We start from the raw sequence: 17,433 nt of genomic DNA on the forward strand, positions 1-17,433 counted from the left end.
CGCGGGGTGAGAGACCGGTAGACATAGGAAACCCGGCCAGACCGAGGTCTGCCCGCGCACAGCTGCCATAACTAGCTGCTTCTACTATCTACTCGAGCTCTCACACCCGGTCGCCAACGTAGCGACCCGAGGAAACTAACCCTGTAGCACCTTTATCACAACAGTGAAAAGGCAGCAGCGTGCGTAGGATAGTTCCGAACGTCATTCAAGTGGATTTTTTTGCCGAGAAACCTCCTACGCGAGCCTAAGCAACCACCTGTAATCCAGCCATTTTCCAGCCTTGAAAATGAACCTCGCGTTTATAGCCCGGGCTGTACGAGCCCACTAAACTCGGGCCTCATGAATACATCCGGTGATCGTCTCAAAGCGCTCCTGAGCGAGTGCAACCTGTCCCCTTCCGACTTTGCTGCGCAGCGCAAGGTTACGCCGCAGCACGTCAACAACTGGTTCAAGCGCGGCGTGCCCCTGGCCCGGCTGGATGAAATCGCCGAACTGCTGTGCGTGCGCAGCCGCTGGCTGCGCAACGGCGAAGGCCCCAAGCACCCCAACCCTTTGCCGCGCCTCAACAGCCAGGCCGCCCGCCCAGGCGTCGAAGGCCCCGATGCCAGCGCGCTGGCGGCGCATAGCTACAACGACATCCAGGTGCCGTTCTACAGCATCCAGACCCGCCAGCTAAAACCGGTCGAAGACCGTTACCTGCGCCTGCCGCTGCGTGCCCTCGACGCCGTCGGCGTCGACCCGGGCGATGCCCTGTGCCTGAGCATGCCCGGGCACAACATGAGCCCGCTGCTGCCACGCGGCACCACCCTGGCCGTCGACCGCAGCCTGACCCGGGTGGTCGAAGGCGAAATCTATGCCTTGCTGCACAACGGCCGCCTGCGCATCAACAGCCTCAGCCGCCGCGCCAACGGCGCCTTGCGCCTGCACAGCCAGGACAGCGACGAATACCCCACCGAAACCTACAGCCCGGCACAACTGAAAACCCAGCGTCTGGAAGTACTGGGCTGGGTATTCTGGTGGGGCCACCTGCGCGACAGCCGCCCGGGCTGAGCACCGGCCAGTGATTTTTTGCTGGGCATCGCCGGCCAATCCCAGTATGCTACGCCGCACATTTAGCCCGACGGCCCAGCCCGTCCGCGGCCCTGGCGCGGCACTCCACAGCTTGCCCGCCACCTCCCGGCCCCAGCGCCGGAGCAACGATTTTAAGGCGGTTGCGGCTTACCAAAAATTAGCCAAGCCCGTCCCCGGAAGCCGGCCACAAGCCGGCTTTTTAATTGTCCAAAATAATCCTATCCCATCCGCGAATACTGCCGATAGCTTAGCTATTACGGGCATTTCAGGCTCGTCCCTGTCCGATGGTGTTCAACGCCATTTGACCTCATCCGACGATGAAGTGGGGGGACAGGTGGGGGGACAGAAGGGACGACAGGGGAAAATCAATGGGCAAGCTGAATCCGAAACAAGTCGAAAACCTGACCGAGCCCGGCACCTATGAAGATGGTGATGGGCTCCGTTTGATCGTCAAGCCAACCGGTCGCAAGTCCTGGCTACTTCGCTTCCAACTGGCAGGACGCCGCAGGGAGATGGGCCTGGGCTCATTCCCTGAAGTCAGCCTCAAGAAAGCCAGACTTGAAGCCAGTGCCAAACGCAGCCAATTGAGCGATGGTGTCGATCCTCTAGCCGCTCGCGATATCGAGCGCGCTGCCCAACGCGAAGCTCAACGCGCCAGCGAAGCCAAACAGCTGAAATTTGAAACCCTAGCCACAGAGTACTGCAACGCACATGGCGGCTCTTGGTCAGAGAAGTGGCGCAAAGGTTGGCTACGCAAGCTGGAACTGTATGCGTTTGACCACATTGGTAAGCTGTCAGCCGGGGAAATCGGTACACCAGAAGTGCTCAAGGTGCTGCAACCAATTTGGGCTAGCAAAACTAGAACCGCCGACGAAGTTCGCGGCCAGATTGAGCAAATACTGGATGCCGCCAAAGCCCATAACCTTCGGGATGGTGAAAATCCTGCTCGTTGGCGCGGACACCTGAACAACTTACTGAGTCGTTCGGAAAAGAAGAAGGCTCGAAAACGCGAACACTTCGAAGCATTGCGCTGGCAGGACGTACCCGCGCTAATGGCCAAACTCAACGCTGACACCACACCCGCCTCCTTGGCCACTCAACTGCTGATCATGACCAGCGCACGCGCCCACATGGTAAGGTTCGCTCGTTGGGATGAGTTTGATTTGGAAGCTGGCACTTGGTCTTTACCGGATGAACGCATGAAAATGCGCGTGGCCTTTGTCATCCCGCTTGCCGACAAAGTCATCAATCTGGTGCGGAGCATCTCACGGACTGAAGGAAGCCCTTTTCTATTCCCAGGCCAGGGCAAGTCAGGGGTGATGCACGCAAACGCCATACGCACGCTCCTGCATGCCATGGAATACGAACACATCACGAGACACGGCTTTCGCTCTTCATTTCGTGACTGGGCGGGTGAATGCACGCACTACCCACGAGAAGTTTGTGAAATGGCACTCGCACATGACGAACGCGACCAAACTGAAGGAGCGTACTCTCGCTCCGATTTCCTCGACAAGCGACGAGCACTCATGACTGATTGGGCTGACTTTATCTGCAAGCCGCGAGTTGATAACGTAAAAGCCACTAATCCAGCCTAAATAGCAGCTACTGCGAAGTAGCTGCTACGTTGTGCGACCCGAGGAAATAGAACTGAATGCGCCAACCCTACAAAACAATACTCCCCTTGAATTAAACTGGCGATTCCATTATGCATAAACCATTAAACATAAGAATCGGTTTAAACGCCCCGCTCGCCTGGAATGCAACACCAAAGTCAAAATTAGAGCTTATCATCGAGCAATCCACCTCTAAAGAAAAACCCTTCCTAGTGAACATAGAGGACTACCCGGAATACAAACACTTAATCTCCCTTGACATTGAGGATGCCGCAAAGGAGGTGCTCGATATAGTAAGCAAACGATACATGATGCTTCGCAGAACGCTTTCACAAGAAAACAATATCAACCTTGATAAAATATTAATAGAGTTTCTGGAGACTCGCCCCCGCACAAATAACGACAAGAAAAAGCTAAAAAATAAACTAACCGCATTTTTAGGAAAAGAAAAAATCGCTGCCTTCCAACATATAAAAGACGCTTACTCAAGCATACCTCTCGCAATTGCAAACCACCAAACCTTAGGAGCCAATACAGCAATAAAAATATTATGCAGCGGCTTATACGTACTTTATTTAGGCGATCAACGATTTTTTAATGAAAAAATAAAAACGCGCTCAGAAGTTGCCGCAGAAGGAGGCCTTGCTCGTAAGGAGCACTATTTGGCCACCAAACAAAAATCTTGCGACCTTCTTAATACACTAGCTCCGCAAGAAGGCTGGACTCAAGAGCTAGATGCATACAAAGCAATATTACCAGAAATAAAAAAATACATAGCGGAAAATAAGATAAGACGCCCTGCACCGACCAGCATCGAAAAAACATTGAGACGCTGGATAAAAAATGACCCTATCGTTTCCGCTGCCGTTAGGATCGCCCAATCTCCACCTCATAATGGCTCTGATTGATATTAATGCTCTCTCGGCCTACCAACTGATCGCTCGCCAATTTTTGGGGAGTTCCCTTTACCAAAAGTTCTCTTATTCCCAGGCATGCAAGCACTTATATAGCGATCCGCTTTCGTAAGGTAGATTGCTGCCTTCTCCTTCAGGCTACTCAGCTTTTCCATCTCATTGTAGCTGATCATCCCCACACCGCAGTGCTTGTACCCGTCTTTATTTCCATTACAATTGTAATACACGCCCTTTCCCTGGGTTATCACATTATTCCAGTACTCACCTATCCGCTTGGCAATGACAATATCCTGCCGCACCTTTGCCCCATCCAAAAAAAACATCATGTGATAATGATGGCCTTTCTCTCTCCCATATTCAAGCTTCCAAACATACCCCACCATACCAAGTTCAGGGCACTTATTCTTCAGATAGTCGATCAGTTCTATCCGATGCTGAACAATCTGCTCAGTAACGACACAAAGCGCATCCAACCTATCATTCGGCCGGCTATAATCCTCAATCTCAAGCTTCCCCTTTCCGTATGAAAAATCAACTCTCAACACCAACAATCTAGAATAACGCGCAAACAAAGAATCTATGTAACTTAACAGGCCTGCGTAGTTTTTATTAACCGCCCGCATATGTGCGGACATCTCACGCTTGAATGCCCCGCTAGAGATCCGCTCTCTTACCGCACCAACAAACCGATTTAGCTTACGAAAACATTCAGGCAATTCCGATTGATCCACCACATGTGGACTTGAGGGCATGATGTTTTTATAGCACTCATAAAATGCGCTGACATAAGGATTAACCTTAAACAGCACCATCCCTCTTTCAAGCTCAACGTAGTTAATTGTAACCGCTGAAATAATAATGCTTTCAGTCTTACTAAACACCATCTCACCTCGACGTTCAATCGACTCTACCTTAAAGATACCCCCTGACTTTTTCTCCAGCGCACTTACAGCCCTCATGATCTTGCTAACAGATCCAAACAGCATACCGTCTACGTTACCAGATAAAGACTTCATACCCTTTATTGGGTCATAAAACTCCTCAACGACCTTATCCTTATACGCATCGATAAACTCCCACTCATTAAAATTCATAGCCCCACCATTCCCACAGATGATACAAACCCTTAGTCACACTTACCTTCTAGAATACCTTAGCTTCTTCTCTAGCACTCACCCCATCAGAAACATATAGCCTGCCAGACTCTAATGCCGACCTTCAACACATTGTAGTTATTATTTAATACTACCTAATAACATATAAACCAATACTCAGGCGCATCCCTCACACCAGAGACATCACAAATAAAACTCAATACACCACCTAGATTGAGCAATAATAAACTCAACCACGCCTTTAAGTTAGTACGCAAAAGGCTTACATTTAGATGGGCTTTTCCTGACCGCTTCTTCTAAGTTCACTTTCCTCCAAAAGAATTATCGGCCAGTGATTCAATCCACTTGTTAATGCTCGATTCCAACCAGCCTACCGCTGAACTACCAATTTTCATCGGCTTGGGGAACGAGTCGTCGTAGCGCGGTGACGCAGGGTTCATCCGGTCATAAATCGTTGAACGCGACAATCCCACACGATCCAGCACCTGCTTGAGGCGCAAAACTCTGGGATGGGTAGTGCTGCTTTCTGCCATTTCGTAAGCTCCAGACTGCGTTGGCACGCGACGGGAGTACTCTAAAGGGATTCCATCGTGCAGAAAATTACCTGTGCTTTCGTAGAAGTTTTACAGAAACGCATCAACACACCAAGCGGGGCCACAACGCTGCGCCAATGACTGCTGACCACGACTGTCTACCTCGCGCACGTGCGCGTATACGGGCACGTGCATGTGCGCACGCATTGGCTCGTCCTAAAGTTAGTTCTCTGACAAGCGACTTAGTTCTCTTGTCCAATTCCAGCAGAAAATGTCTGTTCCTAACCTTGTCCAATTCGATCTAAGCCAATACTGCAAGATCCAAACAGTCCCAAAGCATCATTCATAAGCATAATTCAAGTCATGATCTTGATTAACGCAGCAGTCATTCGACGAATGATCAATTAGCACAAACCCACCATCTGAAACACCGCAACAAAATGCAATGGGCAAATCCATCAAAAATCGCAGTCAACAAATTTTCAGTCATACATCACACCCCTGTATCTCTGCGTATCAACCATCCCTCCAGAGTGAACAGCTCACCATACAAGCAGGTCGCCTGGGCGACCTGCTTGATGAGCTCTATGCCCGGGCAATGTCTTCATCACGACTCTCTCTACAGGAACCCTAAACATGACCACTCAATGCCCACGCTGTAGCTCCAGCGCTGTCATCACCAAGGATTTCGCCAGAAAAGTCGGCACCCTTATCGGCACCGTCGGTGGCTCCGCCCAAGGTGTCGCAGCCGCTATGGGCGGTGCCGAGGTTGGCGCTGTCATCGGCGTCGTGGCCGGTCCCGCTGGTGTCGTTGCTGGCGGTATGGCCGGTGTCATTCTCGGCGGAATAGCCGGAGCGGCGACCGGCTGTATCGCAGGCGCCAAACTCGGCGAAGTCATCGATGAACGGGTTTTGGACAATTACGGTTGTCTTGACTGCGGACTGTCATTTAGCAGCCGTCATTCCGCTTGAACTGTTCATCTTCCGCTTGACGCAACTGCTGGTCCCTATCTGATCCATCGCTAGCCCTCTCCAATCCCATCCCGCACGCCGACTGCCCCCTGCTGAACGCTTAGCGGCCTCGTCGTGCGCCTATGAAAAGGATTCATTCCCATGGCTCATCTCATCGAACAAATGGCCTACGTTGGCGCTACCCCTTGGCATGGCCTGGGTAACCGCCTGACGCAAAAACAACCGCTGGAAGTCTGGCAACGCGAAGCCGGCATGAACTGGCAAATCCAGGACAGTCCAGTGCATTTCAAATCAGACACTATCGGCGCCCTGGGCTCGATCCACACCTTTCCGGAACAGAAGGTGCTGTACCGCTCCGACACCAAAGCGCCGTTATCGGTGGTATCTAATCGCTATCAAGTGGTGCAACCGCGTGAAGTTCTGGAGTTCTACCGAGACCTCACCGAGGTCTCAGGGTATGAACTGGAAACTGCCGGAGTGCTAAAAGGTGGGCGCAAATTTTGGGCGCTTGCCAGGACGGGCCAAGAGACCGCGCTGAAGGGGAATGATCAAGTGAACGGCTATCTGCTGCTGGCCACCTCCTGTGACGGCACACTAGCCACCACTGCGACTCCCACCACTGTTCGCGTGGTCTGCAATAACACGCTGACTATCTCTCTGAACGGAACCATCCGAGCCATCAAAGTCCCGCACAACACGCGCTTTGATTCGCAGGCAGTAAAGAAACAACTAGGCATCGCCGTCTCGCAATGGGACGAATTCATGTATCGGATGCACGCACTCGCGGAACGTAAGGTTCAGTGGACTGAGGCCATGAGCTTCTTCCTGGATGTGCTGTGCGACACCAGCGCGCATGACCCCATTCCCAATGTACTGCCCAACAAACGAGCTATGGAGAAGGTACAAAGCCTTTACGAAGGTAAAGGCCGAGGATCTGATATGGCGTCCGCTCGCGGAACAGCATGGGGCTTGCTGAACGCCGTGACTGAATACGTGGATCATGAAAGGCGCGCCAGGAGCCCTGAGTATCGAATGGATTCGGCATGGTTTGGTCAAGGCGCAATTATCAAACAGAAGGCACTCGATGCAGCCTTACAACTCGTTGCATGAACCATCGAGCCAAATCACTGCCGAGCGCTCTCGCCTACAGGGGCGTTCGGAATCATTTAATCCCAAAACCCATTTTCAGTAACCCCGCCACCCATCCTCCAGTGCTTTCACGCGTTCGTGATAGGAATACCAGCATGAAATATCCCAAGCTCAAAGCCGGTGAAACGCCCGGCACCTATGCCATGGAATCACCGCTCACCGAGGCCGACGTCTTGCAGATGGCTCAACAACTCGCGATGTTTCGTCTGTCTAAGGGACGCGCGCTGACTGAGCGCAGACTCGTATTCAGTCACCTACAGACGCTGCTGCAGTTCCATGATTACGATGTCTTTGCTTTATTACTACTCGATACAGAGCATCGGGTTATTGGATTCAAGGAGCTTTTCAAGGGCGCATTAGAAGTTGCCTGCGTATCCCCTAGGGAGGTGGTCAAGATAGCCTTGGAGCACAACGCTGCCGCCGTGATCCTGGTGCATAACTATGCCTCCATCGACTCACAGCCCAGTCAAATCGATAGCGCACTGATCACCGGCCTCAAGAATGCACTCAACATGATTGGTACCCAAATATTGGATCATGTCGTAGTGGGCTATGATGGCTGCGATATCCGCCAATCTTAATCGCGGTAAGCATTGCTTGCCTGTTCTCTCACCGGGTGCTCAAGCGCCTCCCCAGAAATGGTTAAACAACATAAGGCAGACAGGAGGCTGAAGCGCCTCCTGTCTGCCTGAGTGCTATTTTCTTTTTTATCCCGACTGCGCTGACATTCGATCCAGGACGTCAAGCTCAAGCTTAGAGAGCAGGCACCAGAGCAATCACGCGCCCACGCTCAAATTTCCGCACCTTGTCGAAATCCCAGAAGCCCACCACATCCTGACTAAGCTCAAGAATTATCCGTGGTTCGTCGAACAAGCCAGGAACACGGCAGTAACCGCCAACCTCCATCTGCTCAGACTCTACTTCACCCACCGTCCATGAGGAGCCATAGACCATATGCAGCCCCAGCCATTTCTCGGCCTGCATGGAAGCAACGGGAGTGCTTTTGACTGTCCGCTGGATGCTGTCACGTAGCTCTGTACTGGCTTGCCGATCAGCCGCAATAGCAGGCAAAAGCGCCAGAAACAATGCATTCGCTTGCAGCTTGCAGCGTTTTTCGTCCGCATCCCAGATGCGGCTGACCTCGCCCGTCAGCTCATCCCCCAGGTCCCACGCGAGCCAGACAAGCAGAGTGCGCAACTGCATCGTTTCATCAGCGGAGTCGCCAGCGGCCTTATCTATCATGTCGAGCAGACGCGATTGCGATCCAAGCAGATACCTGACGCTCTCATCGAGCAGATAGCGGCGGTCGGACTCTTCGACAAGAGGCTGACCCGTGGCCAGCCAGCGTTTCTGCTTGTCCAGGTGGCGCAACTCTCGAATCAAAGCCAATACCGCAATCAACTGGATAGGAGCAACTACCTGTCGCGACTCCTCATGACTTGCCAGTTCAAGTTGCTGGACCATTTTCCTGCACAACGACCGTGCTTTTCTGGCGACAATCTGTACGATTTCAGCATCTGAAAGCCTGGTCTTTTCAGCAGGGTTGTCAACGTAGTCATCTGGCGTTTCGTCTTCCTGCCCTACCTGCTCTTCTTCGGTCCTCCCAGCGCGATCAACCTCAATACCTTGCACCTCAAGACCCTCGCTCAAGCGCCGCATCAGCACATCGATCAAATAGGCCAAATCACCGGATTTCAGCAGACGCTGTTTGTGCTTACTTCTAGTCATCTCATTTACATTGATTACTAGCGACTCCGGAGCTGCACCAGCTACCGGCCTGTCCAACCTTCCGTGATGCTCACGGATGGCCTCCTCGATCTCGTGGTCCGTCTGCTCAGCAAAAATGACTCGTTCGACGCTCGCGATGAGCTTGGAGATATCAGCATCACTGGACCCCAACTCGCTAAGAGCCGAACGAATCTGATAATGCCTGGAGGATTGCGCGTTCGACTCGATGATGGAAGGATGCAGAATCATGGCGCGAGCGACAGGGTAGCCATCCTCCTCCAGCAGACAGGAGCGAATGTCTGTTGGCTCGACTGTCGTTCTGAACGCGACTTCATCGTCGCTGCAGTCGATCACATCGACCCGCTCCAGCTCCTCCTGGCTAGGACCGAGCAGTACCGCCCTGGTGACAACCAGAGGGTTTCCCCGGCAAGTGATACGTACCAGACCCTGTTGCGCGATGGAAAAACCCATGAGGATTGGCAAACCGCCCTCGGGATACGTGATCTCGCCGACCGCATTGCGCTGCCGGATATCGACTAACGTCTCATGATCAAGATCAGGTAGCTCGAAAAGATCGCGCATCGAAGTTGCCTCAGCGGCCTTGCGGGCGGCATTACCGACCTGCAGCAGAACCGCTTCGACGTTGCCACTCCCGGAGCGGCCCATCCAGGCAGGGCGGCTTGGATTCGCACTGCCACTGACAAATACATCTGCGGCAGCCTGATCGGACTCGAAGTAGAAAACCTTCGCGTGCAGATAGCCCGCCTCCTTGCTCCACAGCGAACGTGCATCAACGTGCCGTGCCGCTTTGAGATCACTGATTCCGGGATGCTGGACCGTCTCGGGGTCGATGCCAATTACCACTTGGGTCTCAGGCCAGCGAGCCTTCAGCTCCCGAATCAGAAGTAGCTCGCGGTCGAAGAAGGCGCCCAGCACTGCGATCCTTCTGACCGGCGCGGTGATATGCGCGGCAACTTGATCAATAAGTGATGGCGCTCCTGCCCACTGTCCTAAAACGGCCGGCGTGGTCATAGGACCAACCCTGGCGATCAACGGAGCGATGAAGCGGTCGATAGCCAGAGCTGATTCCAGTAACGGCGCAGGCACTTTGCCGTGCTCCAGATTGATCCATTCCCGGAGCATCTGCCAGACCGATCTGAGAATGGCTGCGCCCTCTCCATCCTTAACGCCGCCAACCTCAACCCAGTTGGTAATCTCGCGGTTGAAGCCCAGTCCGGACAGAGTGAGGTTGTGGCTGCCGATCAGGATCGAAGCTTTCTTCGCCCCCAGCAACAGGCAGATCTTTGGGTGAAAGGCCCCATTCACCCCAATGGGTAAAAGCGTGTAAGCATGCCCAGCCAAACGAGGTCGGGTAGCCTGGCTTCCCCAAGCGACGGCGCATTGCTGGCGATCCATCAGAACCACATTATGTCGGCATCCAGCACCAACCAACTTTCGGAGCAAGACCTCCTCGTAAAAGGGCAGCGTCGCGTTGAATGTGGTGATCAACGAAGCCTCGTACCCCCCTCGCTTGATCACCTCGAGAAGAGAGACGGCTTCAGGCACTGGCCACCTCCATCAGCTCTCGGCCCAAATCGGTCAGTCGGGTCTTTGGTTGGTCATCGCACGTAAACAATCCCAGGTCACGCAGGATCTGCACTGCCGGTCTAAAGCGCGGGGTCGTCTGGGAAGGTGGCGGGATCTGATCGCACACCACTTCTAAGCCACGCTCCGAGGGACGTAATTGGAAAGTCGATCGACTTGACTGCCGAAGTTTGCGCAGTGCCACACGCAGATGTGTATCCAAGCTCCATAGGACCAATTCGTTAACCACCTGCTGGAGGGACATCGACTGCCAGTCGGCACAGCGATTGCGGAAGCTCATCAGATTGATCGGGTAGTCCCTAAGCGACTCTGGAGTAATCGCTAGCCCCGAATAAGGCAACTTACTCAGATCATCGCGGACGACAAGCATTGCCAGTAACCTAAGGCTCTGAGCCAGTAAGGGCTTGATCTCAGCTTCGGGCTTCCACCCGTCAATCAGCTGCCTACCAAGTTGGAACTCATGCGCAATGTTGCCCCAGTCACCAAGGTCCGGACCCTGATCTCTTGAGTGAGTTACAAGTGCATCGAAGCTGCCTAGCCCCAGATTGCTCAACACTCCAGCAACCTTTTCCGAGCTAGCAAACCACTCGGCGAACGCTTCAATCGAGCTGAACATCTGTCGCTGACCGGAGAACTGTGGCTGCAGCTCCTTTAAGCAAATAGCAAGGATGGTCTGGAAGGCCACTGATAACAGGTCGTTACGCACGTATACGACCCAATGCGCATAGGTGTTTCGCAAGGCTTCAGGAATAACCCACGGCATACACCCAGGCAGTGCGCCCGTATATACGCACGCGCGAAACGTTGTCTCAGAAAGATCCCAGTCAGCAGGAAGGGAATCAGCCAACTGCTGGATCAGCGCCAGGCTCCGGCGGCGCTGCTCGCCCTCCTCCGCGTATGCACTGCTACTATCGAAAAAGATATCGATGAGCTGTTGGCACTCTGCGGGGCTTGAAGGAATATTGCAGCCACAGAATCCACTGAGCTCATCCAAGGCCGCCAGCGTTACTTCGTCGCCCTCGACCATCTGCCAGAAATGCTCGCCAGGAATACCCGCATCGAAATTCTTCGCCAGCAGTGCTCCATACTCCTTGCTATATCTGACCCAGGACTGCGTGGACGACTCCATGATCATCAGATCGGCCAAGGTGCCTGCGTAATACTGCGACAGACCACCTAGCCTGTTCATGAAGTAACGGTCCGGGGAGTCCTCGGTCGTTGCGTACTGGGATAACCGAAGAGATTCACCGGCTTTCAAACTGGCCAATGCGGGAACGAGCTTGCTGCGGCCTACCATCGCGACGCCATGCAGCTTATTTTCTTGAACGCTTGTCTGTGAATGCCGCTCGGCGATCAGGGTAAACAGACAATCCGCTCGCCGGAATAGCTCGACGAAGTTGGCATAATCATCCTTCGCGTAGCGCTGATCATAGGACCACACCAGCCAAGGATAGAAAGAGTAGTAGCGCGCGCGATCGGTAACGTTGGTAATGCCCGGCAGCAGTTGGCCATAGATCATCAGTAAGCGTCCGCCCAACTCACCTTGCGTAAGTTAGGCAGACACCCACTGATGCGGTAACAGTCGCCCGATCTCACTGGCCCGTTGCGTCGGCAACCGCGTCAGTACATCTTTGAGATAGGCATATGGATCATGCCCATTCATACGCGCTGACTGGATCAAGCTCATGATCGCAGCCGCCCGTTTACCGCTGCGCAGCGATCCGGCAAACAGCCAGTTCGAGCGCCCGAGTGCCCACGGCCGTATCTGGTTTTCAACTTGGTTGTTGTCGATGGGCACAGCTCCATCGTCCAGGTAGCGCGTCAGCGCTACCCAGCGTTTCAGGCTGTAATCGAAGGCTTTGGCCGTGGCTGATCCGTTGGGCACCAGGTCGCGCTGGGCCAACATCCAGTCATGCAGTTTTTTACTGATCGGTACCGCCATTTCCTGACGTATTCGCCAGCGATCTTCATCACTCATGTCCCGCGCCTGGCGTTCGACCTCGTACAGGCCGCTGATCGAGTGCAACGCCTGTTCGGCTAGCTGACTTTTGTTCGCCACATGCAGATCGAAAAACTTGCGACGGGCGTGGGCCATGCAGCCGATCTCAGTGATGCCTTGCTCAAAACCAGCTTTATAGCCAGCGAAGTCATCGCAAACCAGCTTGCCGTTCCAGTCGCCCAGGAAGTTACGCGCGTGTTCGCCAGCACGGCTTGGGCTGAAGTCGTAGACCACCGCCTTGAGCGCCGAAAACGGCGTCGTGCTGTAGGCCCAGACATAGGCTCGGTGGGTTTTCTTCTCGCCCGGCGCAAGCATTTGCACCGGTGTTTCATCAGCGTGAATCACGCCCTGGTTCAGAACGGCTTCACGCAGTGCATCGACCAGCGGCTGGAGCCGCACACCGGTTTGTCCGACCCACTGGGCCAGGGTCGAGCGAGCGATTGCCAGCCCCGCGCGGCCAAAGATTTTCTCCTGCCGGTACAGCGGCAAGTGGTCGGCAAACTTCGCCACCATCACGTGGGCCAACAACCCTGCGGTCGGGAGACCTTTGTCGATAACCTGCGCCGGCACCGGCGCCTGCATCAGTGTCTCGCACTGACGGCAGGCCCATTTGCCACGCACATGTTGCTCGACAGTGAACACGCCCGGCGTGTAATCCAGCTTCTCGCTAACGTCTTCGCCGATGCGTTGAAGTTGGCAGCCACAGGTGCACTGAGTGTTTTCCGGTTCGTGGCGGATCACCGTGCGTGGAAACTGCGGCGGCAATGGCGCACGTTTCGGGGATTGCCGTGGCTCGACCTGTGGCGAAGCTGGGAGGAGCTGTTTCAGCTCTGCTTCGATAGCTTCAAGGTCTGTGTCGAGCAGGTCATCCAGCAAGCTGCCTTGCGCCGGGCTGATTTGCTCGCTGCGCTTAGCAAACTTGTGGCGCTTGAGCAGGGCGATTTCGAACTTGAACTGTTCGATGAGGATTTCATCGTTCTGGATCTTCCTGCTCATCGCCTCGACTTGGGACTGCAACTGCAGCGCCTGTGCCGCCAAGGCACGGAGCTGTTCCGGGGTCATCTGGTCGAGGTTGGGCGAGAAAGTCATGCCGCCGATTGTGCCAGAGCAGGCCCGAAACGACGACAAGCAGACCGGTCAAATGGCCGGCGATTACAGCATGCTGATCACGCCACCCGTGCCGACTCGCTGCCACGGCAAACCCAGTACCAACGCCTGGAGTTGCTCGCTGTCGAGTTCGACCTCGCAGCCATGGCGAATGCCGGGCCAGTGGAACTTGCCTTGGTTCAGTCGACGCGCTGCAAGCCAGACGCCGACGCCATCGTGCACCAGCACTTTCATCCGGTTAGCCCGGCGATTGGCGAACAGGTAAGCGCAGTGCGGCTTCGCCGCACCGAACACCGCGATCACTCGGGCTAATGCGGTTTCGGTACCGGCGCGCATGTCCATCGGCTCGGTGGCCAGCCAGATGGCATCGATACGGATCATCGAGTGACAGCCCGAATAAACTGCGCGCAGCCTTCAGGGTCTGAGGTTGGCCATTTCACCGTGATCACTTGCCCGGCCATGGGCAACTCGATGATCACTGGCGCTTCGGCTGGCCGTTTAGGTGCGGCTTTAAGCGGGACGAATGCCGGTAGTGAAGCCGCTGCGGGCTGATCTCGATAGAGCGGCATCCATTTGCGGATAACGTTGGCATTGATGCCATGGCTGATGGCGACACTGGAAATGGATGCGCCAGGTTGCAGGCATTCCTGAACGACCTGGGCTTTGAACGGTTTCGGATAAGAGCTTCGTTGGCGCATGGAAATCCTGGCGATAAGGGTGATCGCGTCCGCTTAAAAATACGCGGACACCATCGCCCTTAAAGCTGGAGTTCGGAAGGTGAGTTCGCCGGACGCTTACGATCATCACACAGGGAGCTTGAGTGCCTAGGTGATCGATCCCGGAACTCGCGTAGGGCGGTTTCAACCAGCTTGTGGTGAGTTTCATCGAGGTCCAATCCTTGAATGCACTTGAGTAGCAACAGCAGCTACTCACCTGCGTTGCGGCCTCTCAGTAAGATCCTATTTAGTATCAACATCCAACTAGAGCCGGTGCATGCCTAACTCACTAGTTTAGTAAGTAGCGGTTCGTTTCGAAAAAGCACGCACCAGCGAGCGACGGCCGATAATTCAGCAGTGCGGCTGGTCATTTCTCGAATCCTAGCGCGCACTTCTGATAGCTTTGCTTTGGCAGCTGGATTATTGCCACCACAGCGTGCTTTAGCTGTCCTGAAGTCTTCAATCAGCCCATCCACTTTCTGCCAAACTTTTCTACGCTCCTCAGCCAAGGGCACGTGATCATTCAGCTTCAGACGACTAACTGTTTCTTGAACACGCTTTTGATCCCACTCGGATGTACCAGGCATAGGAATGACTTTTCCCTCTTCATCGAAGGCGATCAAATCCACATCGTCGTCGTCGATAGGATCGAGGAGGTAACGGGTTTCCGACTCCTCACATGGATCAGCGAAGGATGAACACAGCGATCCATCCCTAAGCGGAAACCAGCCACCTTTCTTGCGGTTACCTACATTGCCGCAAGCACGAAAATTCATGTAATCGAAGGCCAGCCACCAATAGCCATCGCGCAATGTGGTATCTAACGCCTTGGCTTCCTTTTTAGGGCGAAAATGCTCAACATCATAATGCGAATACAATTCACGAACTTCCGAAAACCAACACTTACCAGCCGACAAAGCCAACAGCCAGTCCTTCAGTGCCCCCCAGTGCCCACTATTCGCGTCTATAAGAGCATTTCGCTCTAAACGTTCACCTGCCGAATCCAGCGCAGCCAACTCAGCAACCAACTGTTTTGACTTAGCTAACCATGCATCCCACTTTTCCTGTGTCCAGGGCACCCACTGCTGATTTGTAGCGGTTGGGTCCCAATTCGGGATACTTGCAGTAGGCAATTTGCCCTTGAGGTCGATCCAAATCACTGGGACGCCTCCTCGCGCAAAATCTCTTCAATGATCGAGTCAGCTATCGCGTCTTGCTCTGCCTGCTCTTCCGGTGTCAACACCGGTTTCCGGAAACGACGGTGTTGCGCCATCTTGCGAACGAACAACGCATAATCCGGATCACGGAAATCAGCAGTGGAAAAGCCCAAGTCGGCCAGTTCGGCGGACAAACGGCTCAACTCAGCCTCTTCCGCCGATGTGCGTGGCGACCTCACAAACAGCTCATTACGGCGGAACAGGCGACGCTCCGTTTCGATGTCCAGCGTGGAGGACAATCCAAATAACTCGCTTTTGAGCAGCCCAGTCACGCCCATGCCCTGTGGGTGTTCATCAGGGATATCCACCACCGTGCGATTAGCATCGCGGCGCAGGATGTGCACCTGCTCACGTTTGAGGCTACCCACCATCATCGGATCGTGGGTGGTAATGAGTATTTGCGATTCACCCTGCATGAGCACGCCGTCATCTGAAGTCAGCACGCCCTCAATATCGTCGAAGTAGCGCAACTTCCAGATTGGGTTCAGGTGTGTGTCCGGCTCATCGAGCAGGAATAGGCAGTGGTCTTCCCGCGTGATGCGCATTAAGCCCAGCACGGTGAGCATTTGCAGCTCACCTTCGGAGAGCTGGGTGAAGCTTACCTTGCCGCCGTGTTCGTCGCGCTTCTTGACAGTAATGCGCACTTCGTCGATCAAGTCGCCGATGTAGGCACCCTCGGCGTAGCGGAAAAAGCTGTCCGTGCTGCCGACCAATTCGCCTAGCTCTCTGAGCTTTTCCTGACTCGGCACAAACAAATAAAGCTGCTTTTGATTCTCCGTTCGACCCCGGAAGTCGATCTGTTTGATGGCCTCTTGCTCAATCGGGGCCCATGCCACTTGCCAGAGCTTATCGAGAAACTCACTCACAACATTGCCACGTGCATACCAGAAGCGCGGGTCACCTTCGTTCAGTTCTTGTTCGTCGAACTTGCCGCCACGGCGTTTTTCGCGCAAGCGGTGCGGTTCTTTCAAAACGAACAGCGCAGACTCCAGTGATTCGATGTGCAGGTTTTTGAGCACCTTCTGAAACACCGGATCGTCGGACAGCAAACACGCCAGCAAAACCAACTGGCTGTGGCCACCACGGCAGTAGAACAAGCGGCGCAGACGGTCATCACCTGCCTGTTTCAACCGTGACTCACGGCGGCGCTTGGCTTCTTCCACCGCGCGGATATCCGCTTCGGAGCCGGTAAAGTTATCCAATAGCTGTTCCGACAGCACCTCGTCCGTGGTGATTTCCTGACGCTGGTTAAAACGGCGCTGATGCTCCTGAAATAAGGCTTCGATACGCTCATTGCGGCCCGAATAGTAAGCAAAGATGTGTGCCGGCAGCAGCTTGCGGTTTTTCAGCAGGTAGCCCTGTGTTTCGGCTTCATCATCCACCCATACAAAGGAACGCTTCTGCTTTGCGATATCAGCTTGGATGCGCACAACATGACCACGGATGCTGTATTCCAGTGTGTAATCAAAGGCCGCTTCGCGATCCAGATCAACATCGCGGAAGATGGTGATCAGCGCCTCAATCAAGTTGGACTTACCGGTGCCGTTTTGACCTATCAGTGCGTGGCTGCGGATGGGTTTTGGTAGCGTATCCGCAGGCACACCCACAGCAGGCTGCAAGTGCGAGTCGAAGACGACATCGAGATCGCGCAAATTGCGAAAAGCCGGGATACGGATGCGCTGCAATTGCAT

The 17,433-nt window shown here is 54.2% G+C and carries 15 protein-coding genes; 6 read left to right on the top strand and 9 right to left on the bottom strand.

Annotated elements, in window-relative coordinates; translation table 11 throughout:
- Positions 1–339: 339 nt before the first annotated feature.
- The 3 genes from LOY54_RS24140 to LOY54_RS24150 all read left to right on the top strand — a co-directional run bounded on the left by LOY54_RS24140 (position 340) and on the right by LOY54_RS24150 (position 3,595).
- Entirely contained in the window at positions 340–1,050 is a 711-nt protein-coding gene (locus tag LOY54_RS24140; protein WP_093379139.1) for an XRE family transcriptional regulator, read from the top strand.
- A gap of 389 nt (positions 1,051–1,439) precedes the next feature.
- A complete protein-coding gene (locus tag LOY54_RS24145; RefSeq protein WP_258608194.1) occupies positions 1,440–2,669 on the top strand; it encodes a phage integrase central domain-containing protein in 1,230 nt (409 codons plus the stop codon).
- 110 nt (positions 2,670–2,779) lie between these two features.
- On the top strand, positions 2,780–3,595 hold the full coding sequence (locus LOY54_RS24150) for a hypothetical protein (RefSeq protein ID WP_258608196.1): 816 nt from the start codon (positions 2,780–2,782) through the stop codon (positions 3,593–3,595).
- Between the two features lie 2 nt (positions 3,596–3,597).
- On the opposite strand, the gene LOY54_RS24155 is transcribed toward LOY54_RS24150, so the two are convergent.
- A complete protein-coding gene (locus LOY54_RS24155) occupies positions 3,598–4,695 on the bottom strand; it encodes an inovirus Gp2 family protein (RefSeq protein ID WP_258608198.1) in 1,098 nt (365 codons plus the stop codon).
- A gap of 323 nt (positions 4,696–5,018) precedes the next feature.
- Positions 5,019–5,249, bottom strand: coding sequence for an AlpA family transcriptional regulator (locus tag LOY54_RS24160; RefSeq protein WP_258608200.1), 231 nt, complete (start codon positions 5,247–5,249; stop codon positions 5,019–5,021).
- A 636-nt stretch (positions 5,250–5,885) separates the two neighbouring features.
- On the opposite strand from LOY54_RS24160, the gene LOY54_RS24165 reads away from it, so the two are divergent.
- The 3 genes from LOY54_RS24165 to LOY54_RS24175 all read left to right on the top strand — a co-directional run bounded on the left by LOY54_RS24165 (position 5,886) and on the right by LOY54_RS24175 (position 7,951).
- Positions 5,886–6,221, top strand: a complete 336-nt coding sequence (locus LOY54_RS24165; protein ID WP_258608202.1) for a complement resistance protein TraT — start codon at positions 5,886–5,888, stop codon at positions 6,219–6,221.
- Between the two features lie 141 nt (positions 6,222–6,362).
- Positions 6,363–7,331: a DUF932 domain-containing protein gene (locus LOY54_RS24170; RefSeq protein WP_258608203.1), complete on the top strand. Its 969-nt coding sequence runs from the start codon at positions 6,363–6,365 to the stop codon at positions 7,329–7,331.
- A 134-nt stretch (positions 7,332–7,465) separates the two neighbouring features.
- Positions 7,466–7,951: a JAB domain-containing protein gene (locus LOY54_RS24175; protein WP_258608205.1), complete on the top strand. Its 486-nt coding sequence runs from the start codon at positions 7,466–7,468 to the stop codon at positions 7,949–7,951.
- 172 nt (positions 7,952–8,123) lie between these two features.
- On the opposite strand, the gene LOY54_RS24180 is transcribed toward LOY54_RS24175, so the two are convergent.
- From LOY54_RS24180 to LOY54_RS24210, 7 genes are all read right to left on the bottom strand, one after another.
- Positions 8,124–10,664, bottom strand: a complete 2,541-nt coding sequence (locus tag LOY54_RS24180) for a hypothetical protein (RefSeq protein WP_258608207.1) — start codon at positions 10,662–10,664, stop codon at positions 8,124–8,126.
- Positions 10,657–12,222: a hypothetical protein gene (locus LOY54_RS24185; protein WP_258608208.1), complete on the bottom strand. Its 1,566-nt coding sequence runs from the start codon at positions 12,220–12,222 to the stop codon at positions 10,657–10,659. The genes LOY54_RS24180 and LOY54_RS24185 overlap by 8 nt, the downstream gene beginning before the upstream one ends.
- A 33-nt stretch (positions 12,223–12,255) precedes the next feature.
- Positions 12,256–13,791 (bottom strand): IS66 family transposase, encoded by a 1,536-nt coding sequence (tnpC, locus tag LOY54_RS24190; RefSeq protein WP_258608024.1) that lies wholly within the window; start codon positions 13,789–13,791, stop codon positions 12,256–12,258.
- A 63-nt stretch (positions 13,792–13,854) separates the two neighbouring features.
- Positions 13,855–14,190 carry an IS66 family insertion sequence element accessory protein TnpB gene (gene tnpB / locus LOY54_RS24195; protein ID WP_232893846.1) on the bottom strand — a complete coding sequence of 112 codons (336 nt, stop codon included), beginning with the start codon at positions 14,188–14,190 and terminating at the stop codon, positions 13,855–13,857.
- Positions 14,187–14,507: an IS66-like element accessory protein TnpA gene (gene tnpA, locus LOY54_RS24200; protein ID WP_258608021.1), complete on the bottom strand. Its 321-nt coding sequence runs from the start codon at positions 14,505–14,507 to the stop codon at positions 14,187–14,189. The genes tnpB and tnpA overlap by 4 nt, the downstream gene beginning before the upstream one ends.
- 299 nt (positions 14,508–14,806) lie before the next feature.
- The gene (locus tag LOY54_RS24205; RefSeq protein ID WP_258608210.1) at positions 14,807–15,685 is read right to left on the bottom strand and encodes a hypothetical protein; all 879 of its coding nucleotides are present in this window, start codon (positions 15,683–15,685) and stop codon (positions 14,807–14,809) included.
- Positions 15,682–17,433: an AAA family ATPase gene (locus tag LOY54_RS24210; protein WP_258608212.1), complete on the bottom strand. Its 1,752-nt coding sequence runs from the start codon at positions 17,431–17,433 to the stop codon at positions 15,682–15,684. Before LOY54_RS24210 ends, LOY54_RS24205 begins: the two co-directional genes overlap by 4 nt.

It is taken from the genome of Pseudomonas sp. B21-032, from assembly GCF_024748965.1.
Taxonomy (GTDB): domain Bacteria; phylum Pseudomonadota; class Gammaproteobacteria; order Pseudomonadales; family Pseudomonadaceae; genus Aquipseudomonas.